The organism is Runella sp. SP2 (assembly GCF_003711225.1).
Classification (GTDB): Bacteria; Bacteroidota; Bacteroidia; order Cytophagales; family Spirosomataceae; genus Runella.
Window position 1 is genome coordinate 1,813,749 of the sequence record NZ_CP031030.1, and the last position, 20,352, is coordinate 1,834,100.

20 protein-coding genes are annotated in these 20,352 nt (G+C 43.9%); 6 read left to right on the forward strand and 14 right to left on the reverse strand.

Annotated features, from left to right (window positions below; genetic code table 11):
• Nucleotides 1-42: 42 nt before the first annotated feature.
• The 3 genes from DTQ70_RS07655 to DTQ70_RS07665 all read right to left on the reverse strand — a co-directional run bounded on the left by DTQ70_RS07655 (nucleotide 43) and on the right by DTQ70_RS07665 (nucleotide 3,600).
• A complete protein-coding gene (locus DTQ70_RS07655; RefSeq protein WP_122930262.1) occupies nucleotides 43-1,035 on the reverse strand; it encodes a formylglycine-generating enzyme family protein in 993 nt (330 codons plus the stop codon).
• 92 nt (nucleotides 1,036-1,127) lie between these two features.
• Nucleotides 1,128-2,795: a hypothetical protein gene (locus tag DTQ70_RS07660; RefSeq protein WP_122930263.1), complete on the reverse strand. Its 1,668-nt coding sequence runs from the start codon at nucleotides 2,793-2,795 to the stop codon at nucleotides 1,128-1,130.
• A gap of 28 nt (nucleotides 2,796-2,823) precedes the next feature.
• A complete protein-coding gene (locus DTQ70_RS07665) occupies nucleotides 2,824-3,600 on the reverse strand; it encodes an ABC transporter ATP-binding protein (protein ID WP_122930264.1) in 777 nt (258 codons plus the stop codon).
• Between the two features lie 242 nt (nucleotides 3,601-3,842).
• On the opposite strand from DTQ70_RS07665, the gene DTQ70_RS07670 reads away from it, so the two are divergent.
• Complete coding sequence (locus DTQ70_RS07670; RefSeq protein WP_122930265.1) at nucleotides 3,843-4,340, forward strand: GNAT family N-acetyltransferase; 498 nt, start codon at nucleotides 3,843-3,845, stop codon at nucleotides 4,338-4,340.
• 63 nt (nucleotides 4,341-4,403) lie between these two features.
• Here the strand turns inward: DTQ70_RS07670 and DTQ70_RS07675 are convergent, their stop codons facing one another.
• Both DTQ70_RS07675 and DTQ70_RS07680 read right to left on the reverse strand, forming a co-directional pair.
• Nucleotides 4,404-4,613, reverse strand: a complete 210-nt coding sequence (locus DTQ70_RS07675) for a heavy-metal-associated domain-containing protein (protein WP_122930266.1) — start codon at nucleotides 4,611-4,613, stop codon at nucleotides 4,404-4,406.
• A gap of 2 nt (nucleotides 4,614-4,615) precedes the next feature.
• Complete coding sequence (locus DTQ70_RS07680) at nucleotides 4,616-6,826, reverse strand: cation-translocating P-type ATPase (protein ID WP_122930267.1); 2,211 nt, start codon at nucleotides 6,824-6,826, stop codon at nucleotides 4,616-4,618.
• Nucleotides 6,827-6,967: 141 nt separating this feature from the next.
• Here DTQ70_RS07680 and DTQ70_RS07685 point away from each other — a divergent pair, with 141 nt between their 5' ends.
• The 3 genes from DTQ70_RS07685 to DTQ70_RS07695 all read left to right on the forward strand — a co-directional run bounded on the left by DTQ70_RS07685 (nucleotide 6,968) and on the right by DTQ70_RS07695 (nucleotide 11,383).
• Complete coding sequence (locus tag DTQ70_RS07685; RefSeq protein WP_122930268.1) at nucleotides 6,968-8,968, forward strand: thioredoxin domain-containing protein; 2,001 nt, start codon at nucleotides 6,968-6,970, stop codon at nucleotides 8,966-8,968.
• 96 nt (nucleotides 8,969-9,064) lie between these two features.
• Complete coding sequence (locus DTQ70_RS07690) at nucleotides 9,065-9,862, forward strand: queuosine precursor transporter (protein ID WP_122930269.1); 798 nt, start codon at nucleotides 9,065-9,067, stop codon at nucleotides 9,860-9,862.
• Between the two features lie 96 nt (nucleotides 9,863-9,958).
• Nucleotides 9,959-11,383 (forward strand): sodium:alanine symporter family protein, encoded by a 1,425-nt coding sequence (locus DTQ70_RS07695; RefSeq protein WP_122930270.1) that lies wholly within the window; start codon nucleotides 9,959-9,961, stop codon nucleotides 11,381-11,383.
• 57 nt (nucleotides 11,384-11,440) lie between these two features.
• Here DTQ70_RS07695 and DTQ70_RS07700 read toward each other — a convergent pair whose 3' ends face one another.
• From DTQ70_RS07700 to DTQ70_RS07720, 5 genes are read right to left on the reverse strand one after another with little or no spacing between them, the layout of a single operon-like run.
• A complete protein-coding gene (locus DTQ70_RS07700; RefSeq protein ID WP_122930271.1) occupies nucleotides 11,441-12,370 on the reverse strand; it encodes a bifunctional riboflavin kinase/FAD synthetase in 930 nt (309 codons plus the stop codon).
• 22 nt (nucleotides 12,371-12,392) lie between these two features.
• On the reverse strand, nucleotides 12,393-13,091 hold the full coding sequence (gene truB / locus DTQ70_RS07705; protein WP_122930272.1) for a tRNA pseudouridine(55) synthase TruB: 699 nt from the start codon (nucleotides 13,089-13,091) through the stop codon (nucleotides 12,393-12,395).
• 34 nt (nucleotides 13,092-13,125) lie between these two features.
• Complete coding sequence (locus DTQ70_RS07710) at nucleotides 13,126-13,920, reverse strand: undecaprenyl-diphosphate phosphatase (protein ID WP_122930273.1); 795 nt, start codon at nucleotides 13,918-13,920, stop codon at nucleotides 13,126-13,128.
• Between the two features lie 35 nt (nucleotides 13,921-13,955).
• Nucleotides 13,956-14,156: a DUF3098 domain-containing protein gene (locus tag DTQ70_RS07715; protein ID WP_028523007.1), complete on the reverse strand. Its 201-nt coding sequence runs from the start codon at nucleotides 14,154-14,156 to the stop codon at nucleotides 13,956-13,958.
• Between the two features lie 30 nt (nucleotides 14,157-14,186).
• Nucleotides 14,187-15,068: an ABC transporter permease gene (locus DTQ70_RS07720; RefSeq protein WP_122930274.1), complete on the reverse strand. Its 882-nt coding sequence runs from the start codon at nucleotides 15,066-15,068 to the stop codon at nucleotides 14,187-14,189.
• 153 nt (nucleotides 15,069-15,221) lie between these two features.
• Between DTQ70_RS07720 and DTQ70_RS07725 the strand changes: the two genes are divergently transcribed.
• Nucleotides 15,222-16,385 carry an aminotransferase class V-fold PLP-dependent enzyme gene (locus tag DTQ70_RS07725; RefSeq protein ID WP_122930275.1) on the forward strand — a complete coding sequence of 388 codons (1,164 nt, stop codon included), beginning with the start codon at nucleotides 15,222-15,224 and terminating at the stop codon, nucleotides 16,383-16,385.
• A gap of 48 nt (nucleotides 16,386-16,433) precedes the next feature.
• Here the strand turns inward: DTQ70_RS07725 and DTQ70_RS07730 are convergent, their stop codons facing one another.
• Together DTQ70_RS07730 and pdxA are read right to left on the reverse strand one after the other, a co-directional pair.
• Nucleotides 16,434-17,321, reverse strand: coding sequence for a YicC/YloC family endoribonuclease (locus tag DTQ70_RS07730; RefSeq protein ID WP_122930276.1), 888 nt, complete (start codon nucleotides 17,319-17,321; stop codon nucleotides 16,434-16,436).
• Nucleotides 17,322-17,370: 49 nt separating this feature from the next.
• Nucleotides 17,371-18,456, reverse strand: a complete 1,086-nt coding sequence (pdxA, locus tag DTQ70_RS07735; RefSeq protein ID WP_122930277.1) for a 4-hydroxythreonine-4-phosphate dehydrogenase PdxA — start codon at nucleotides 18,454-18,456, stop codon at nucleotides 17,371-17,373.
• Nucleotides 18,457-18,549: 93 nt separating this feature from the next.
• Between pdxA and DTQ70_RS07740 the strand changes: the two genes are divergently transcribed.
• Complete coding sequence (locus DTQ70_RS07740; RefSeq protein WP_122930278.1) at nucleotides 18,550-19,482, forward strand: 2-hydroxyacid dehydrogenase; 933 nt, start codon at nucleotides 18,550-18,552, stop codon at nucleotides 19,480-19,482.
• A gap of 44 nt (nucleotides 19,483-19,526) precedes the next feature.
• Here DTQ70_RS07740 and DTQ70_RS07745 read toward each other — a convergent pair whose 3' ends face one another.
• Together DTQ70_RS07745 and DTQ70_RS07750 are read right to left on the reverse strand one after the other, a co-directional pair.
• Entirely contained in the window at nucleotides 19,527-19,895 is a 369-nt protein-coding gene (locus DTQ70_RS07745; RefSeq protein ID WP_122930279.1) for a DUF1304 domain-containing protein, read from the reverse strand.
• Nucleotides 19,896-19,933: 38 nt separating this feature from the next.
• Complete coding sequence (locus tag DTQ70_RS07750) at nucleotides 19,934-20,350, reverse strand: DUF1801 domain-containing protein (RefSeq protein ID WP_122930280.1); 417 nt, start codon at nucleotides 20,348-20,350, stop codon at nucleotides 19,934-19,936.
• Nucleotides 20,351-20,352 lie beyond the last annotated feature (2 nt).

Sequence of the window (20,352 nt, forward strand, 5' to 3'; positions counted from 1 at the left end):
ATGAATCTACGGGTAATTTTTATGTTGAAGGCCAAATACTTATTAATAATCCTCAATTAGAGGCGGGTTATAGTAAGCGGCGATTTCTTCTTTGGAAGGAGTTTTAACTGGGCGAACGATGCGAAAACCAACAAACGAAGCGCTGGTCATCCACCACTCACTTTTGGGACTCTGAGGGTCAATAATTTTCCAGTCAGGAACTGAAGGGATACGGGTAGAACTGCGGCATACACTTGCATCGTCGTCCCAAGAACCACCCCGAACGGATGTTGGATACAACTCAGTTACTTTCAAAAACGCTTCTTTGGCTTGGCCGCCCGCTTTTTTGGTATAATAATCTTTTGCGTATTGATCGAGTGTCCACTCCATCACGTTTCCGTGCATGTCATGCAATCCCCAAGGATTGGGCTTTTTTGTGCCCGTTTTTTTGTAACCACCGCCGCTGTTGGCTTTGTACCAAGCGTATTCATCTAATAGTTTTGGGTCATCCCCAAACGAGTATGCGGTAGTAGTACCCGCACGGCAGGCATATTCCCATTCGGCTTCGGTAGGAAGGCGGTAAAATACGCCTGTTTTTTCGTAAAGCCACTTGCAAAAATAAATGGCGGCATATTGGGTCATGTTGACAGCAGGATAACCGCCACCGCGCCCCATTCCAAATGACATATCAACGTAAGCGGCGCTTGGGCGCGTACTTCCATCGGTTTTCGACAGGCTGTTTTCTGGGTCAGGAAAACGCTTTGCCATTTCAATTTCAATATTTTTGGTGGTAAAAAGGTCATAGAAATCCCAAGGAATTTCGTACTTACCCATCCAAAAAGGCTCAATTTTTACTTTGTGTTGAGGACCTTCGTCTTCTTTACGGTCTTTTTCTTTGGCAGGGCTACCCATCATAAAATCGCCACCTTTGATGGCAACCATATCGTACTTGATGTTACTTCCCGAAATGGCTTGCGCGTAGTTCTCGAATTTCTGCTGGGCAAAGGCCGTTCCGCAGAAAGCACAAAGAAGGAGTGTTTTTTTTACGAACTGCATTGATGTTGTGATAATAGAAATGAGCTAAAAAAGATTAGAGCCCGAAAGATACCGCAATCCAATGATTTTCACGAATAGAGCGTCAAAGATTTCTATAAGTCAAAGCTATCCCAAGTCAGTTTGTCGAATTGTTTGTATAAAACATAAGCAATAAAGGTGGCAAAAACACAGGCAACTGGCACGCCAAATGGGATAAACGTCAGTCCCCAATGCCCAAAACCACAGATAGGAAGCAAAAGCATAAAAATGACAAACTGAGAAGTTTGTCCTGCTTCTTTCATGGTAGCTAAGCTTTTGGAAAATGGAAGACGATTTTGGGAACCAATTTTGCTCTCAATCATGGATAAACACACCGAAGCCACAAAGGCTAAGTATAAATCATCAAGTGCTTTAATGCCCCAAATCGTCAAAACAAAGGTGCTAAGTAGCAAATAAAACGGGGTGTAAAATTTAAGAAGAATGGCTTTGATGTTGCCTACCACTACGTCGCGGGGGGAATCGGTGGGCGTGGCAAAATAAACCCATGCAGCCTTAAAATCTTCACTAAAATGACTTTGGGATTGAAACGTACCTGCAATGATATGGGCCATGTAAAGCAACATTAGATAAAGGTAACCTTCTGCCATCTCCGACCATTTCTGAGGGTCGAAAATTCCCTTACCAAAAACAAAAATTAGTGGAATTAATGACCCAAAAGTGGGATAAGTGCGCATCTTAAATTTTCGGTCGCGGGCAGTGATTTTCCACGAAAGTTCAAAGATAGCCTTTTCAAGGTGGCTTCTGGTCATTAAGGAAGCCAATCGGCTGACAAAACCATCGCGTTTTTGGGTAACGACTTTTTCAGAACCTCCCCCGTCGCCCACACCCAATTGAGCGATTTTTTGGGTGAATTGTGGGGCCAAATACCGTATCAAAATCCACATGGCAAGAAGAGGAACGACAAATGCAAGCAGGGATAAAATCCAAAAATTATGAGCTCCTTTAATTACAAATTGCATCCATCCACTGAGCCAGAGTGGTGGGAGAGCGTAATGCCATCCACGAATGACCACTGCGGTGGTATCGAGGTCGAGCCAATCAAAAATTCGACTTATCATTTGATAACCAACGGTTACCAAAAGTGTAAAAGCAATTTGGAAGTAGCTAATGATGTCTTTTAACCGCTCTTCGCTCGTAAATTGCATCAAGAGCATGTAGAGAAGTGAGGTAAAGAAAACCGACAACATAGCCAAAACAAAAACGGCCAATGCAAAGGCTAAAGACGCCAAAATACCGTACTTAAAAAGAGTAAAAATAAGCGGCAAAAGGGCAATTCCGTAGGAAAGAATAAGGACATACGATGAAATATGAACCAATCGGGCCAATAAAATGGTACGTCCCGTGACTGGTCGTGGAAGAAGCACCACATTGTCGGTAGTATCGAGTAGCAAGGACGAAAAGTCGGTGACTAACGTAAGCACCGACATAATCATGATATACCCAAAAGGTAAGGCATAAGCGTAATAGGGTTTGTCGATGAAGAAAATACTAATGCCCATCAATCCCCCAAAAATTGAAAGCAACCCCACCATTATCCAAAAGGAATTATTGGTATCTTGGTCGTTATTATAGGATTTGTAATGCGAAAACGACGCCATTGGCCGACGGTTTTGCATTTTGAATTTCACTTCAACGATAGTTCGTAAGATGTCGTAATCGGCTCCTAACCACCGAAATACGCCTTGCATCAGGTCGAGAATTCGTAAAACTGCTTTGCTCATAGGAAAGACTCGTTAAGTGGTTTGGACTTTACTTCAATGCTTGTAAAAAATCTTCGGCGCGGTGGCTATTCTCGTTGTCGCCCGTCAAGCCTTGGAAAATAAGTTCTAAAGAACCCGACTGCGCTTGTGCTTTGAGTTCATCAAAAGTGCCGTTGGCGATAATGGTTCCTTGGTTAATAATCACAATTCGGTCGGAGATTTTTTCTACCACGTCCATGATGTGTGAACTGTAAAAAATGGTTTTACCAGCGGCTTTCAATTTGGCCAACACTTCTTTCACCAAAATCACGGCATTGGCATCCAGTCCCGAAAGAGGTTCGTCCAAAAAAATGACGTCGGGATTGTGAATAAGCCCCGAAATCAACAATACCTTTTGCCGCATTCCTTTGGAAAAAGTATTCATTCTTACGTCGGCGTGGGTTTTTAGACCAAAAATTTCGAGTAGTTCTAGCGCTCGACGTTCGGTGAGGGCATCCTCCATTTTGTGTAGTCTGCCTACAAACAACAAATATTCTATGGGAGTTAGGACTTCGTAAAGCATGGCATTTTCGGGCACATAACCGATGCGTTTTTTGACTTCAAGGGCATCTTCTCGAATGTCGTACCCGAGCACCTTGGCTTCCCCTACAAAATCGGGAAGCATCCCAATCAGTATCTTGAGGGTTGTACTTTTGCCCGCACCATTGGGGCCAATGTAACCAATGATTTCACCCGCATATACGTCCAAATCAATTCCTTTGAGGATTAAATCGCGTCCATACGATTTTTTTAGGCCGCGTAAACGCACGACTGGCTGTTTTTCCATGTTAAATTCGTTTAGGTTTTGAGATGAAATGGTAAGGGAGCTATCTCCCTAGGCCATTGTGACGTCAAATAACGAATAAGTTCACATTTTTAACCTAAAATATAGATGAACGGTTTAAAATGTCTTTTTGTGTAATTTTTGAGAAGATAGCATTTGAAATTTGCTTGGAAAGCCTAATTTAGCATCATACTTTCCAAGTTTTTCATCAAACTTGGAAAGTCTATCAATTATTAAAAAGACAAATGTTAGAAATTAGCAACGTAACTACGGCAGAACTGCCCGAAATTCAGCGCATCGCTTATCAGACTTGGCCCATGACTTTTGGGGATATTTTGTCGCCCAAACAAATTGATTATATGCTTGACTGGATGTACAGCATTCCGTCGTTAACAGCGCAAATCGAGGAAAAAGGGCACGTTTTTCTGTTGATCAAAGAGAATGAAGCGTGTTTGGGGTACGTTTCGTACGAACTCAATTACAAAAATGAGCCCAACACGAAGATTCATAAAATTTACCTGCTACCCGCCAGTCAGGGCAAAGGAGCGGGAGCCGCTTTGATTCGTAAAGTAGCCGAAATTGCTACGGAGAATAACAATTCGGCGCTGCTACTCAATGTCAACCGTTATAATAAAGCGGTTGGGTTTTACGAAAAAATGGGCTTCAATATCGTAGGAAGTGAAGATATTGACATTGGAGATGGATTTCTAATGCAAGATTACATCATGGCAAAACCGCTTTAGGAGTAAAAGTGAATTCACGCAGAGAAAAAATGCACCTTAGAGCCTCTGCGTGAACTTCAACGACTAGACTTGTATGGCTGTAAACCCTGCTTTCTCGATTGTTTCTAGAATAAGTTCGCTTGATAATTCTTCACCGTTGATGGTCAAAATTTTATCGGGGTTGGCAGTATCAACGCGCCAATCTTCAATTTCTTCAACTTGATTTAAGAACGGCGTTACTTTGGCAATGCAGCCTCCGCAGTTGATGTTGGTTTTGAATTGTAATGTCTCCATTTTTATGATTTGTTAAGTCTGAGGCTATTTGCTACGACTGATACAGAGCTGAGTGCCATCGCCGCCCCCGCAATCATGGGGTTAAGTAAAAAGCCATTTATGGGATACAACACGCCTGCCGCTAGTGGAATTCCAATGAGGTTGTAAATAAATGCCCAAAAAAGGTTTTGGTGGATGGCCGCCACCGTCCATTTTGAAAGTTGGATGGCTTGGGGGATTTTTTGTAAATCGCTGGAAATAAGCGTCATCTTAGCAACATCCATGGCAATGTCGGAGCCTTTGCCCATGGCAATACTTACGTCGGCTTGTGCCAAGGCATGAGAATCATTGATACCGTCGCCGACCATCGCAACGATTTTTCCTGCGTGCTGAAGTTGTTCAACAAAAGCAGCTTTGTCTGCTGGAAGTACTTGCCCTTTAAAGTGGTTAATTCCAACTTCTTGGGCTACTTTTTGGGCCGTAAATGCGTTGTCGCCCGTCAACATATATACTTCTATTCCTTCACGTTGAAGATCAGCAATGGCCTGCGCTGAGGTGGGCTTGATGGGGTCAGTGATGGCCCAAGCAGCCAACACGTCTTTTTTATTGGCAAATACGACTACTGTTTTGGCCGATTCTTGCCAGGTATTAATCGGAATATTGGCAAAAGACAACCCGCGTTCCGCTATCCAAAATACGCTTCCAATCACGTACTCATTCCCTTCAAATAAAGCCTTGACACCCTTGCCAGCAACATTTTCAAATTGTATGATCGGAACACTTTTGATGCCTTCGGCTTTGAGCGTTTGCACAATGGACGCGGCCAAAGGGTGCGACGATTGACTTTCGAGTGCCAAGGCGATGGATTTGAATGCGGGTTCGTCAGAAGCCCAGTAAGTATCGGTTACAGTTGGTTTTCCTTCGGTGATTGTGCCCGTTTTATCTAGTACAACCGCATCGATTCGGTGTGCCAACTCAAGGCTTTGGGCATCTTTGATTAAAATGCCGTTTTCTGCTCCTTTTCCAACTCCAACCATAATGGCAGTGGGCGTAGCCAAACCCAACGCACACGGACAAGCAATCACAAGGACGGTGATGGCTGATAATAAACCTTGGGTAAGGGCATTTTCTCCGCCAAAACTTGACCAAACAACAAACGTAAGTACTGAAATGCCCATCACGACGGGCACAAATACGGCAGCAATCTTGTCGGCTAATTGTTGAATGGGGGCTTTGCTGCCTTGGGCTTGTTGAACCATCCGAATGATTTGGGCCAAGAGCGTAGCTTCGCCCACTTTTTCGGCCAAAAAACGAAAACTCCCTTGCTGATTGACCGTTCCTGCAAATACTTTACTGCCTTTGTTTTTTTCAACGGGGACAGGTTCCCCCGAAATCATACTTTCATCGACGTAAGAAGTACCCGAAAGTACTTTCCCATCGACTGCAATTTTATCCCCAGGTTTTACCACAATTCGGTCGCCTACCCGTACCGCTGCAATGTCAATTTCTTTTTCTTCCCCGTTTTCAATAATCCAAACCGTTCGCGGTTGTAATCCCATTAGTTTTTGAATGGCGGTTGAGGTGTTGGCTTTGGCTTTTTCTTCCAACCATTTACCTACCATAATAAACACAATAATCACCGCCGATGCCTCAAAATATACGTGCGGATGAAGTCCACGTTGGTGCCAAAATTCGGGATAGACGGTATTAAAAAGGCTGAATGTAAAAGCGATTCCCGTACTCAGTGCCACCAACGTATCCATATTGGCTTGACCGTATTTGGCCTGTTTCCACGCATGAATGAAAAAATCGCGACCAAAAATAGCCAACACGGGCGTCGTCAGTGCCAACATAATCCAGTTGACGAAAGGGAGCTCCATAAAAAACATGCCCAACACCACCACGGGTAACGTCAGAATGGTCGCCCAAAGTAAACGTTTTTGGAGCGTAAGTAGCTGATTCGCTTTTTGTTCGGCTTGCTGCGCTTGGGCGTTTTCAGGATGGAGCAATAAATCATATCCTACGGCTTGAAGCGCATTTTTTAGGGCTTCAGGGTTGGTTTGGGTCGTGTCAAAAGAAATGCGAGCTGATTCGTTGGCAAAATTGACGGCACATTCCAGCACACCTTCCTGTTTTTTGAGTATATTTTCAACACTCACGGCACAAGCTGCACAGGTCATCCCCGTGACGGGTACCAAAAGTTGTTGATTCTCCGTGTTAATCTCGGTTTCCATTGCGCTATTCATTTGTCGTTACAAAAGTAGTCGCTTAAATCGGGAAGCTAGTTACACGATTTTCAAAAAGGATTACAGGATTTTCGTCAGTTTGGAAACTTTTGTATTATCGTTGGTCTTTACCATTTAAAAGAACATTTTATGCCAAACCGCCTCATCGAAGAAACATCGCCTTATCTGCTTCAACACGCTCACAACCCAGTGGAATGGTATCCTTGGGGAGAAGAAGCCCTTACTAAAGCCCGTATCGAAGACAAGCCCATCATTGTAAGTATTGGTTATTCGGCTTGCCATTGGTGTCATGTGATGGAAAGGGAAAGTTTTGAAAATGAGCAAGTTGCGGCAGTTATGAACGCAGGCTATGTTTGTATAAAAGTAGATCGTGAAGAACGCCCCGACGTCGATTCGATATACATGGATGCCCTTCATGCCATGGGTGGGAGAGGTGGTTGGCCCTTGAATGTCTTTTTAACGCCCGAAGCCAAGCCTTTTTATGGAATGACTTACATGCCGCCACGGAATTGGGTGAACCTACTCAATAGCGTACAAAATGCCTTTGTGAACCATCGGGATGAATTGGAAAAATCGGCGGCTGGCTTTGTTGAAAATATGCTAATGAAAGAGTCCAATAAATACCATTTGGACGGGTCAACGACGGAGTTTCGTCAGGAGGATTTGGATGAAATGTTTGAGCATATCAAACAAAATTTTGACTTGGAAAAAGGAGGGATGGAACGTGCTCCCAAATTCCCGATGCCCTCTATTTACAAGTTTTTGTTGCGGTATTATGCCCTTTCGAAAAACCCCGAGGCACTGCGCCAAATTGAACTAAGTTTGAATCGGATTGCGCTGGGAGGAATCTACGACCACGTCGGTGGCGGATGGGCGCGGTATTCGGTGGATGAAGATTGGTTTATTCCGCACTTTGAAAAAATGCTCTACGACAATGGACAACTTTTGAGTATGTATTCGGAAGCTTATACGTTGACCAAAAATGAGCTGTACAAACGTCGGGTGTATGAAACAGTTGACTGGCTGCGTCGGGAAATGCTAAGTCCAGACGGCGGGTTTTATTCGGCCTTAGATGCTGATAGTGAGGGAGTAGAAGGGAAGTTTTATACTTGGACACAGGCCGAATTGCAATCAATTTTAGGCGACGATTTTGAATGGTTTTCCAAATTATATTCTATTCGTGCCGCAGGAAACTGGGAACACGGCTACAATCATTTGCACTTGACTCCTCAGGCAGACTGGAACCTAGTTTTTACTGAAAAGTACAGCGCGGCGCTGGACAAGCTTTTTGAAGTTCGAGAAAAAAGGGTGCGTCCTGGATTGGACGATAAAATTTTGGCCTCATGGAATGGCTTGACATTGAAGGGGTTGACGGATGCGTATCGTACCTTTGGGGATGAACAATTTAGAGAATTGGCGTTGCAAAATGCGACCTTCCTCAAAACCAAAATGACCAACGAAAACCACCGCCTTTGGCACAGTTACAAAGCAGGAAAAGCCACGATTGTTGGATTTTTGGAAGATTACGCCTCGGTGATTGATGCGTACCTTGGGGTGTATCAAATTACGTTTGAAGAAGAATGGCTCGACGAAGCCCTAAAATTGACCGCTTATACGATTGAACATTTGTACGATGAAGAAGATGAGCTTTTTTATTTTACTGATAGCTCATCAGACGAATTGATTGCCCGTAAAAAGGAAATTTTTGACAACGTTATTCCTGCCTCTAACTCGCTTATGGCACATAATCTTTACGTTTTAGGGATGCTCGTGAGCTATGATGAGTATATTGAATTGGCCGATTGGATGTTGTCAAAATTGAAACGTTCGATGATGACCGATGTACAATGGGTGACAAACTGGGCGGCACTATACGTGATGCGCGTACAACCTACCGCCGAAGTAGTACTGGTTGGCCCAGAAATAGACGCTTTTAGAAAAGAAATAGAGACAACTTTTTGGCCAAATAAGATTGTTGTCGGGGCCAAAACTACCTCAGACTTACCACTTTTGGAAGGACGGTTGTCTTCGACGGATACCACAACGGTATATGTTTGTTTTAACAAAACGTGCCAATTACCCGTTCACTCTGTAGAAGAAGCCCTGCAGCAACTAGCCGTTAGCAATTAGTGGAAGTCTAAATGTGCCAAAATGGCAAATTGGCAACGGGCAAAATAAACCACAAACTCAAAACCACAAACAATAAACCCAAAACTCGTTCTTGACATGCCCACTTCAAACACGTTCGAGCAGAAGAAACAGTTTTTATTCCTGTTTTTATGCGGATTATTTTTAACCAATGCACTCATTGCCGAGATTATTGGAGTAAAGATTTTTTCGGTAGAGACATTGTTGGGGACAAGCCCCGCCCAACTTGACATTTTTGGCACAAAACTCGATTTCAATATGTCGGCAGGAGTCGTGAACTGGCCCATCGTTTTTATTACTTCTGACATTATTAATGAATATTTTGGCAAAAAAGGGGTGAGACGTATATCGTACCTTACGGCAGGATTTATTGCTTATATGTACATTGTGATTTATGCAACCACGTCGCTTCCACCTGCTCAGTTTTGGTTGGAAGTAAATAGCCAAGATAGCCACGGAAACGCCATGAATATTGATGGTGCTTTTAACCAAATTTTCCGCCAAGGCTTAGGCATTATGTTGGGTTCTATCGTTGCGTTTCTTATCGGACAGGTGCTCGATGTCACGGTATTTTCGTGGTTACGCCGTCGTACGGGAGGAAAATACATTTGGTTGCGGGCTACGGGTTCGACACTTTTCTCACAGCTTGTTGACAGCTTCGTCGTAATTTTTATTGCCTTCTATCTTTTTGGGAATTGGTCTGTGACCCAAATACTTCAAGTTGGAACTATAAATTACATTTATAAAGGCTGTATTGCACTTTTAACCACCCCCGTATTGTACGGTGCTCATTACTTAATTGATCAATATTTAGGCAAAGAAAATGCCCATCAATTGGCCAACGAAGCCGCTGCATCGAGTTTTACACCCATGTAAAATAGATTTAGTCAGTGAATAAAATGAAGGAATATATAGCAAAAAAGTGGTAACTTGTCCGAAAATTCCTAATTTATTCATAAGACCAAACGCTACATGGAATCCACAGTTACGTTCATTAACGACATTATTTGGAGTAATGCCCTCATCTTACTTTGTTTAGGTGCGGGCATTTATTTTTCGGTTACAACCCGTTTTTTGCAAGTTCGATACGTTCGAGAAATGGTAAAACTACTGTTTGGAGGAAAAACCTCTGACAAGGGCGTGAGTTCGTTTCAAGCCTTTGCGATAGCCATTTCGGGCAGGGTCGGGACTGGGAATATCGCAGGTGTAGCCACGGCCATCGCCATGGGAGGCCCAGGAGCGGTGTTTTGGATGTGGGCCATCGCGTTTTTGGGTGCATCTTCGGCGTTTATTGAAGCAACCTTGGGGCAAATTTACAAGCAGGTACAAGATGGCCAATACCGTGGTGGGCCTGCTTTTTACATCGAAAAAGGGCTCGGAATCCGTTGGTACGCCTTGCTGTTTGCGGGGGCTACCATTTTGAGTACAGCGTTGTTTTTGCCTGGTGTTCAGAGCAATAGCATTGCACTTAGCGCAAAATCTGCTTTTGGCATTCCTGTAGAAATAACTGGTGCAGCTGTAACGGCATTGCTGGCACTTATCATTTTTGGAGGGGTAAAACGCATTGGCCAAGTAGCAGAAGTGGTGGTGCCATTTATGGCAGGCGCCTATATTTTGATGGCCTTGGTGGTTATTGCCCTTAACATCACCCAAGTACCAGCCGTACTTGGCTTAATTATTCGTTCGGCTTTCGACATCGAGCCAGCCTTTGCGGGGATTTTTGGCATGGCCGTTTCGTGGGGGGTAAAACGTGGTATTTACTCCAATGAAGCAGGCCAAGGAACGGCACCGCACGCCGCCGCTGCTGCCGAAACCAGCCACCCAGTAAAACAAGGATTGGTGCAGGCTTTTTCAGTATATGTTGATACTTTGTTTGTCTGTACGGCTACTGCCCTGATGGTTCTTTTTACGGGACAGTACAACGTTGTCAATCCAGCAGGAGGGTTTATTGTTGAAAATGTACCTGGCCTTGCCATTGGTTCAGAGTTTACCCAAGCGGCTATCAACACGCATTTTCCAGCGTTGGGAAGTGGTTTTGTGGCTATTGCACTGCTCTTTTTTGCCTTTACGACCATCATGGCTTATTACTATATTGCTGAAACAAATTTGAGTTATCTTTTATCAAATAGCACAAACAAGTGGTTAGTACAAGCGCTACGGGTGATGATCATGGCCGCTACTTTTTATGGTTCTGTCAAGACGGCGGCTTTGGCTTGGACAATCGGAGATATTGGGGTAGGAATGATGGCTTGGTTGAACATTATCGCCATTTTCTTACTACGTAAACCAGCATTTAAAGCATTTAAAGATTACGAAGAACAACGGAAAGCAGGACTTGATCCTGTATTCCACCCTAAGAAGTTGGGTATCGACAATACCGACGAATGGGAAGGATAGAAAGGTTCTGGTGAAATGATGAAAAGGTGGTTGTGGATTGATTCCAAACCACCTTTTTTAGGATTCTAACAGAGTTAAAGCAGCCGTACAATCGTCGTCGATGGCTTTTTTGAGTGCTTCAAGACCATCAAACTTTAACTCAGGACGGATGAACGCAACGTTCTCAACGGTCATTTTTTCTCCGTAAATATTCTCCTGAAAATCAAAGATATATACTTCCTGAGTTCGGCCGATGCCGTTGACAGTAGGGCGAAAACCAATGCTCATAACGCCCTTGAGCCATTGTCCTCGCACATGCACACGAACGGCATAAACGCCGTCAGCAGGAATCAGCTTGTAAGATTCAAGTACCTGAACGTTGGCTGTTGGATAACCAATCGTACGGCCTAATTGGCGGCCTTTCACAATCACGCCCGTAAAAGTATAGATGCGTCCGAGCAATTCGTTGGCCACTGAAGTCTTTCCTTCAACCAGCGATTGCCGAATTTTGGTAGAACTTACCGTCAAATGGTCAATTTCTTGGCGCGGAATTTCTTCAATTTCAAAACCGAATCGGTGGGCATTTTTTTGTAAATACTCGAAACTTCCTTCTCGGTTTTTGCCAAAATGATGGTCATAGCCAATGACTAATTTTTTGGTGCCGATGGTATCAATCAAAATTTGTTGAATAAACTCATCGGAGGTTAGTTCGCTGAATTCGCGGGTAAAAGGAACGACTACGAGGTGCTGAACGCCATTTTGACGAAGCAATTCAATCTTTTCGTCAATTGTGGAAAGCAGCCGAAGATTTTGGCTGTCGTTAGAAACCACCATGCGGGGATGGGGCCAAAAGGTAATCACCACCGTTTCGCCACCCGAGGCTTGGGCAGCTTCACGAAGGCGACTCAGGATTTTTTGGTGCCCCAAATGAACACCGTCAAACGTCCCGCTGGTCACAACGGCGTTACTCAACGGACGAAAATCTGCTATATCGTGGTAAACTTGCATTAACTACGTCTTAACTGAACTGTTATGATGAAAGACCTAATTCGGCTCTTTTTCGAGCAACGTATCCTTCAATCTCTTCTGCATCTTTTAACCAAAATTTGCCGATTCGGGTTCGGCATAATTCGCTCATGTAGGCTCCCGATTCGACCAATATCCCCACATCCCGCACCAAACTTCGTATGTAAGTGCCTTTAGAGCAGACAATTCGGAAGTATATCTCAGGAAAATGAGAGTCATCTATTTCAAAAAGAGACACTGTAACCGTACGGGGTTTTATTTCCACGGCTTCGCCTCGGCGTGCTTTTTTGTAGAGGCGTTCGCCCCCTATTTTTACGGCCGAATAAATGGGGGGAAACTGCTCAATGGTGCCCGTAAGTTGCTGAACCGCTTTCATTAAGGCTTCGTGCGTAATATGTTCAGTGGGGTATTCAGCATCAAAGGCCGTTTCAAGATCAATCGAAGGGGTGGTTTTTCCAAGCACCATTTTTCCCGTGTACTCTTTTTCCGCGCCTTGGTACGAGTCGATTTCCTTGGTTTTTTTGCCCGTGCAAAGAATCAACAAACCTGTGGCGAGCGGGTCGAGGGTACCTGCATGGCCAATTTTTTTGACCTGACACGATTTTTTGATTTTGTTGACGGCATCGAATGATGTCCACGTCAGGGGCTTATTTAATAAGATTACCTCTCCTTCTTCGGGAGAGGTGGGCGTAATGTCTGTCATGTACGAAATAAAAGGCGCAAAGAGAAACCCGTGTTTAAACTATTTGTAAGTTATATCCTGCCAAAAGCAACGCAAGGATAATGCCGCCTACAATAATGCGGTACCAACCAAACAAACGGAAGCCATATTTGGTCAGAAAATCAATAAAGAATTTGATGGCCAACATAGCAACAATAAACGCCACTACGTTTCCGATGGCCAAAAGTTTAATTTGTTCTTCATTGAGGACGAAGCCCAATTTATAATAATCGTACGCCTTTTTGGCGGTTGCTGCAAACATGGTTGGAACTGCCAAGAAAAACGAAAACTCAGCGGCGGCTTTGCGAGAGAGTCGTTGCGACATCCCACCTACAATGGTTGCTCCCGAACGAGATACGCCAGGAACCATGGCAATACATTGGAAAAATCCAATTTTTAATGCGGTCAGGTAGTCAACTTCGTCGGTATCAACAATATAAGCTTTGGTAAACCATTTGTCAACAAACAAAAGAATGATACCGCCGACGAGTAACGAAATGGCTACCCCAAGCGGGCTTTCGAGCAGGGCGTCGATGGTATCGCTGAATAAAACACCAAAAATGGCGCTTGGAATAAAGGCAATGAATAGTTTGATGTAGAAGTCAATGCTTTTAAAAAAACGTTTGAAATACAAAACTACAACCGACAAAATAGCACCTAACTGAATAGCCACTGTGAAAAACTTTACGAAAGGATCCGAAGCAATCCCCATAAAAGAGGAGCCTAAAATCATGTGGCCAGTGGATGAAATAGGTAAATATTCGGTGATGCCCTCGATGATGGCTAAAATAAGTGCGTGAAGAAGGTTCATTTACTAAATTGTAATTGAGACGATATAAAAGCCGATTAGGGCTTACGTAAAATGGCAAAAAACTCGACAATAAAACCAGAGACGACGACAAGCGGGCCTACGGTAAGTCCAAGTGTTCCAAAACCGAATTCGGCAGAGTCCATACTCATTAGGACAAAACCACCGAGTACAAGGACGATGCCCACAATCATGAGCGTGAGGTTATTTTTTCCAAAAGGTAATGCGTTCTTTTTCATGTTATTTTATTTAAAATCAAATGTGGTAGTTTAGTATAAATCATCCAAAGCCATGCGCAAATAACGGGCCAATGCTTGAAATGTGCTTGCTGTGCCAATCAAAGCGCCCAAAATGATAACCCCAGCGAGCAAAAAGCTAAGTTTGTCATATTCTTGAAGAAGGTGCAGTCCTTCGATTTGGTGAAGGGCAAGTTGTTGAAGTGCTACGATTAAACCTGCGGCAATTAGCCCACTGATCAGCCCTTGAACGGCCCCATTTTTCAAAAACGGACGCTGAATAAAGCCGTTTGTGGCACCTACCAATTGCATACTACGTATCAAAAATCGCTGCGAATAGAGTGCCAAGCGAATGGTATTATTCATCAGCAAGATGATGATAACGAGCATAATAATGGCAAATGTGGCCAGAATTAAATAAATTTTGGTGAGGTTTTTGTTGATTTGATCTGCCAAATTTTCTTGGTAAACGACCTCAAAAACGCCATCATTTTTTTCAAGTTCGGCCTTGATTTGTTTGAGCTTGGTATCTTCAAAATAATCTTCTTGCAAACGTACGCGGTAGCTATCGTGCAGCGGATTATCGCCTAATAACGTAGAAAAGTCTTCTTTGGTGTCGGCGATAAATTCCTTGGCAGCCTCATCTTTGGAGAAAAAAGTAACTTGTGGTTTGCCATCTATCGAAAGGACAAACGGACGAGCAACGATGCTTTTATATACCTTGGTCACTTGATTTGAATCCAAATCTTTGTCGAGCATTACCCTCACTTCGATATTTTGTTTGATAATGGAAATGAGCTTTTTAGACTGCATTACCAATAACCCGCAAAAACCAATCAAAAACAACGCCGCCGTCAAACTGGCGATGATCATTGCGTTTGGATAGCTACCGACTTTTTTCTTTTTTAAAGGCATACTTAATGACAGTACGGTTTGTGTTTATTGAACGGAACGTCGCAAAAATAGCTATTTATTTCGATAACGAACCAAGGAAGAAAGCGAGTGAGGCTTTTTTAAAGAATTTTAACCAAATTTTGGTTTAATTTGGCAAAACCATTTTAAACCTAGATGTTACCTTCACTTCAATTCAACTTACCACCCGACGTTCACTTCATCAACTGCGCCACTCGTGGGCCTTTTTCTAAAGCGGTAGAACAAGCAGGCATCAACGCTATTTCAACTTTTACGCCATCCATCCATCAAATTCGCCCCGATGATTTTTTTGAAGGAGTATGGGGAGTTAGAGCACTTTTTTCTCAATTGGTCAATGCCCAAGACCGCGAACGGATTGCCATCATTCCGTCGGTTTCGTATGGTATGGGAATCGTCGCCAGAAATTTACATCGAAAAAAAGGGCTGCGGGCTGGTCAACACATTTTACTTGTGGGAGACGAATTTCCGAGCGATGTCTATCCTTGGCAACGCGTCTGCGAGGAGTTGGGATTGGTCATCAAAACAATTCCAATGCCCGATGCTGAGAAGGTAGGGCAAGTTTGGAACGAACAAATTTTGGCAACTATTTCTGAACAAACGGCCTTGGTCATTGTACCACACGTGCATTGGCAGTACGGAATAAAGTTTGATTTGGTTTCTATTTCCCAAAAAGCAAAATCGTTTGGGGCACTTTTGGCGATTGATGCCACGCAGTCGTTGGGTGCGTTGGCTTTTGATGTGCAAGCCGTCAAACCAGATGCCCTGATTGCGGTAGCTTACAAGTGGTTGATGGGGCCTTATTCGATGGGATTGGCGTATTTTGGTGAATTTTTTGATGATGGTGTGCCTCTGGAAGAAACGTGGATGGCCCGACAGCAGAGCAATTTATTCAATCAACTGACAGATTACCAAGACCAATATCGTCCCAAGGCGTTTCGGTACAATGTGGGAGAACATTCACACTTCATCCAGATGCCGATGCTAGAAGTGGCCCTTCGAGAAAAATTGGAATGGACAACTGAGCGCATTCAAGCGCATTGCCAATCACTTTGGAAAGGGGCATCGCCTGCGTTGGAGGAATTGGGGGTATTGTTTGAACCCGAAGCCGAGCGAGCGCACCATTTAATGGGACTGCGATTACCTGCGGGAATAGACGTAATGAAAGTGCAACAGGCATTGGCTGCCCGAAAAGTGATTGTTGCTGCCCGTGGACAAGGTATTCGGGTGTCGCCTCATTTGTATAATACGGAGGAGGATATGGCGGCGTTGGTATCGGCGCTTCGCAGTGCTTTGAGATAGTATCGCACCTTCCCGAAAGTTTCCAACTTTCGGGAAGGTGAAAGATAACTAGATAATATTTGCCGTTTGCTCTTTGATCTTTTCTAATTCATCTTTCATCTGAACCACTACGTGCTGAATGGAAGAATCGTTGGCTTTGGAACCAATTGTATTGACTTCACGACCAATTTCTTGGGCAATGAAGTTTAATTTTTTGCCGTTGCTTTCGCGGCTTTCCATGGTTTCGATAAAGTAGGAAAGGTGGTTTTTGAGGCGAACTTTCTCTTCCGAAATGTCGAATTTTTCAATAAAATAGACCAATTCCTGCTCAAAACGGTTTTCGTCAAATGCTTCGTCTTGAATCAAATCACGGACATTTTTACGTAACCTTTCCCGAACCGAAGGAATGCGCGTTTTATCAAGCTCTTCTACTTCTAAAAGTAAATCAGCGATTTTTTGAATGGAAGTACGAAACACTTTTGCCAAGGCACGCCCTTCTTGTTGGCGAAATTCGTTACATTTTTTTAGTGCTTCGAGCGCTGCTTGTTGAATTTGGATACTTTCGGCGGCTTGCTGGTCTTCGGTTGGGGCGTCAGCCAAATAGACATTGGGCATTTGAAGCGCCATCCGCAATACTTCAGTAGGCGTGGGGGCAAAGCCAAGTTCTTCGGCTGTTTGGTGCAAATCTTTAAAATAAGCTTTTACCAATGCTCTGTTAACAACCGTCCCTGCGCTGTTGTCGCCAATGGGAGTAACTGTCATGGTAAACTCCACTTTACCGCGTTCCAACGACTGCGTTATGAGGTTGCGGATTTCGATTTCACGCTCCGAATAATTTCTTGGAATGCGACAAAATATATCCAAAAACTTAGAGTTCAATGATTTGACTTCGGCAGTGACCGAAAGCGTATCAGATTCGATGGTGGCTTTCCCAAAGCCCGTCATTGATTTGAGCATCTTACAGTTATTTAAAAATTTGGCAATGTGCTAATTGAAAAACAGCGCACTATTTCTCCTCCTGCGAAGTCATTTTCTCCACAACGGGGTTTTTCTTCAACGCATTTTTTTCTAGTTCGGCCTGTTCCTTGCGTTGACGGACGACATCAATCGCCGTAAAAATTGCCTGTCGCATGGATGTTTCGTCGGCTATGTTTTTGCCCGCAATATCGTAAGCCGTACCGTGGTCGGGCGAGGTACGAACGATGGGCAAACCTGCCGTAAAATTGACCCCATCGTTGAAAGCAATCGTTTTGAAAGGCGTCAATCCTTGGTCGTGATACATGGCCAACACGGCATCATACTTGCGATACGACTGAGCCGCAAAAAAGCCATCGGCAGGATAGGGGCCGTAAACCAACTGTCCTTTGGCGCGCATTTCTTTGATGAGGGGTTCGATAATTTCGTTTTCTTCGCTTCCGAGTAAGCCGCCCTCACCAGCGTGGGGATTGAGCCCAAGCACTGCAATGCGTGGTTTGCGGATGCCAAAATCGACCCGCAACGACTTTAACATGGCCTGCAATCGCGCCATGATTTTTTCTTTGGTAATATTCTCGGCGATTTTGCCAAGGGGAATGTGACCAGTAACAACGCCCACCCGCAAAATATCACTCACCATAAACATCAACGGCTCTTTTACACCAAAAGCTTCGGCAAGGTACTCAGTGTGTCCAGGAAAGTTAAATTCGTCGTTTTGGATATTGTTTTTGTTGATAGGTGCCGTAACAATTGCGTCAAGGTGGCCTTCTTTCAGGTCTTCAACGGCGCGTTTTAGCGACTCGTAGGCTCCTTTTCCCGCTTCGGGAGTGACTTTTCCTGGCTGAATATCCTCTTGTGGGTCTTGCCAACACGTAATTACGTTGGTCATTTTGGGGTTAATCACGTCGATTTTTTGCGCCCCAAACAGGTTCCAGTCCTTCATTTCTAACTGGTTACGATAACGATTCAAGATGCGCATCGAACCATATACGACAGGCGTACAAATACGATTAAGTTGGTTGCCATGTAATACTTTAAGAATGACTTCGGGGCCAATACCATTGTAGTCTCCTAACGTAATTCCAATGACAGGTTTATCAGAAAGTAATTCACTCATGATTCAAAATAATAAATGAGATTTGTGCAATGTGCCGCAATTTACGAATAAAGCGCACTATTTTTGTAACCAGACTCACGCTGACATTTTGATATGACGATTTTAATTGCCGACGACATTCATCCTTCCCTCTTCGATATGCTTACTACGCTTGGCGTATCTTATTGTTATGAACCAACTTTCAAACGTGCCGACATTCTCGAAAACCTTGCCAAATATGAAGGTTTAGTCATTAGAAGTAAAACATATATCGACGAAGAAATTTTAGAAAAAGCACCAAAATTGCGTTTTATCGCAAGGGCAGGGGCGGGGCTTGACTTGATTGATTTGGACGCCGCTGCACGGCGAAATATTCAGGTATTTGCCGCTAACGAAGGCAATCGCGATGCCGTGGCCGAACACGCATTGGGCATGTTATTAGGGTTGTTTGCTAATATTGCCAAAGCTGACCGTGAAGTTCGTCAGGGCGTATGGGACCGAGAAGGAAACCGTGGGATTGAACTGATGGGAAAGACCGTAGGCTTGATTGGTTTTGGTTTCAATGGCAGTGCTACTGCCCAGCGATTAAGCGGCTTTGGCTGCCGTGTGCTGGCCTACGATAAGTATTTGACCAACTACGGAAATGCCCATGCGGAAGAAGCAACCCTCAACGAGATTATGAACCAATCCGACGTAATTAGCTTTCACGTACCGCTGACGGAAGAAACCCGACATTGGATAAACGATGTGTTTGTGGCAGAAGTAGCTCGCCCATTTTTTTTGATGAATGTGGCACGGGGCGAAATCGTTGACACCGAAGCTGTTGTAAGAGGTTTGGAAAGTGGAAAAATTCGCGGGGCTTGTTTGGACGTACTAGAAAATGAAAAATTAAAAACGCTTACGCCAGCGCAACAGGCAGCTTTTGATTATTTACGGGCTTCCAATCGCGTCATTCTTACGCCACACGTGGCGGGTTGGACAAAAGAAAGTTACGTAAAAATTAATGAAGCATTGATGAAGCAAATTCGGAGTCTGGTTCAATCTTGATTAACAAAGCCGAATTAAATGAGGCTAACAATTAATTTGCCTGTTTAGCGTGACCAAAGTACGAGGCCAAGGGCGATAAGTGCGGGTAAACCTTGCACAAACCATATTTTTTTGCTGGCACTGAAGGCTCCGTAAGCACCTGCTACAATAACGCACGACAGGAAAAAAATGGCGATTTTGCTGCTCCATTCAGGTTCCGAAACGGTTAGACTCCATAAGAGTCCTGCGGCTAAAAAGCCATTGTAAAGCCCCTGATTGGCCGCTAGTGTTTTGGTTGGTTTAAACAGCTCGTCAGGTAACGACCCTTTGAAGGTCTTCTTGCCGAGGGTTTCCCACGCAAACATTTCAAGATACAAGATGTAAAGGTGCTCTACTGCAACGAGGACGATGGCGATTGTGGCAAGAATTTGCATGAACGTATTGTTTTTGCTTCCCACAAATCTAACCACATTTAGTTGTAAAGTTGCTGCGTGTGTTCAATTTGTTTAATTATTAACTCCTCCAACACATCGAGGTTGACTTCGCTGAGTCTTTTGATATAAATGCAACCTTTTTCGGTTTTGTACTTACCAAGTTGAGATAAAAGCTCTTCTCGTTGGTCAAATGATGAAGAAAAATAGACCGTAAGCGCCGCCGCCCTTGGTGAAAATGCCACCAAGGGTGCTTCTCCTTCTCGCCCACTTTCGTATTTGTAATGGTAACTTCCAAAACCAACAATGCTTGGCCCCCAAAGTTTGGCGGGTGAGCCTGTAATTGATTCAAACAGTTCGACCAGCTTGAAGCTATCGGCGCGTTTGGTTTCGTCTTTGACTGCGTTTAAAAAATCGCTGACATTGGCGTTGGTTTCGGTAGTTTTATTTTTTGACATGA

Coding starts and splice junctions, on each gene's coding strand:
- DTQ70_RS07655 (WP_122930262.1), bottom strand. CDS start 1,035: ATGCAGTTCGTAAAAAAAACACTCCTTCTTTGTGCTTTCTGCGGAACG.
- DTQ70_RS07660 (WP_122930263.1), bottom strand. CDS start 2,795: ATGAGCAAAGCAGTTTTACGAATTCTCGACCTGATGCAAGGCGTATTT.
- DTQ70_RS07665 (WP_122930264.1), bottom strand. CDS start 3,600: ATGGAAAAACAGCCAGTCGTGCGTTTACGCGGCCTAAAAAAATCGTAT.
- DTQ70_RS07670 (WP_122930265.1), top strand. CDS start 3,843: ATGTTAGAAATTAGCAACGTAACTACGGCAGAACTGCCCGAAATTCAG.
- DTQ70_RS07675 (WP_122930266.1), bottom strand. CDS start 4,613: ATGGAGACATTACAATTCAAAACCAACATCAACTGCGGAGGCTGCATT.
- DTQ70_RS07680 (WP_122930267.1), bottom strand. CDS start 6,826: ATGGAAACCGAGATTAACACGGAGAATCAACAACTTTTGGTACCCGTC.
- DTQ70_RS07685 (WP_122930268.1), top strand. CDS start 6,968: ATGCCAAACCGCCTCATCGAAGAAACATCGCCTTATCTGCTTCAACAC.
- DTQ70_RS07690 (WP_122930269.1), top strand. CDS start 9,065: ATGCCCACTTCAAACACGTTCGAGCAGAAGAAACAGTTTTTATTCCTG.
- DTQ70_RS07695 (WP_122930270.1), top strand. CDS start 9,959: ATGGAATCCACAGTTACGTTCATTAACGACATTATTTGGAGTAATGCC.
- DTQ70_RS07700 (WP_122930271.1), bottom strand. CDS start 12,370: ATGCAAGTTTACCACGATATAGCAGATTTTCGTCCGTTGAGTAACGCC.
- truB (WP_122930272.1), bottom strand. CDS start 13,091: ATGACAGACATTACGCCCACCTCTCCCGAAGAAGGAGAGGTAATCTTA.
- DTQ70_RS07710 (WP_122930273.1), bottom strand. CDS start 13,920: ATGAACCTTCTTCACGCACTTATTTTAGCCATCATCGAGGGCATCACC.
- DTQ70_RS07715 (WP_028523007.1), bottom strand. CDS start 14,156: ATGAAAAAGAACGCATTACCTTTTGGAAAAAATAACCTCACGCTCATG.
- DTQ70_RS07720 (WP_122930274.1), bottom strand. CDS start 15,068: ATGCCTTTAAAAAAGAAAAAAGTCGGTAGCTATCCAAACGCAATGATC.
- DTQ70_RS07725 (WP_122930275.1), top strand. CDS start 15,222: ATGTTACCTTCACTTCAATTCAACTTACCACCCGACGTTCACTTCATC.
- DTQ70_RS07730 (WP_122930276.1), bottom strand. CDS start 17,321: ATGCTCAAATCAATGACGGGCTTTGGGAAAGCCACCATCGAATCTGAT.
- pdxA (WP_122930277.1), bottom strand. CDS start 18,456: ATGAGTGAATTACTTTCTGATAAACCTGTCATTGGAATTACGTTAGGA.
- DTQ70_RS07740 (WP_122930278.1), top strand. CDS start 18,550: ATGACGATTTTAATTGCCGACGACATTCATCCTTCCCTCTTCGATATG.
- DTQ70_RS07745 (WP_122930279.1), bottom strand. CDS start 19,895: ATGCAAATTCTTGCCACAATCGCCATCGTCCTCGTTGCAGTAGAGCAC.
- DTQ70_RS07750 (WP_122930280.1), bottom strand. CDS start 20,350: ATGTCAAAAAATAAAACTACCGAAACCAACGCCAATGTCAGCGATTTT.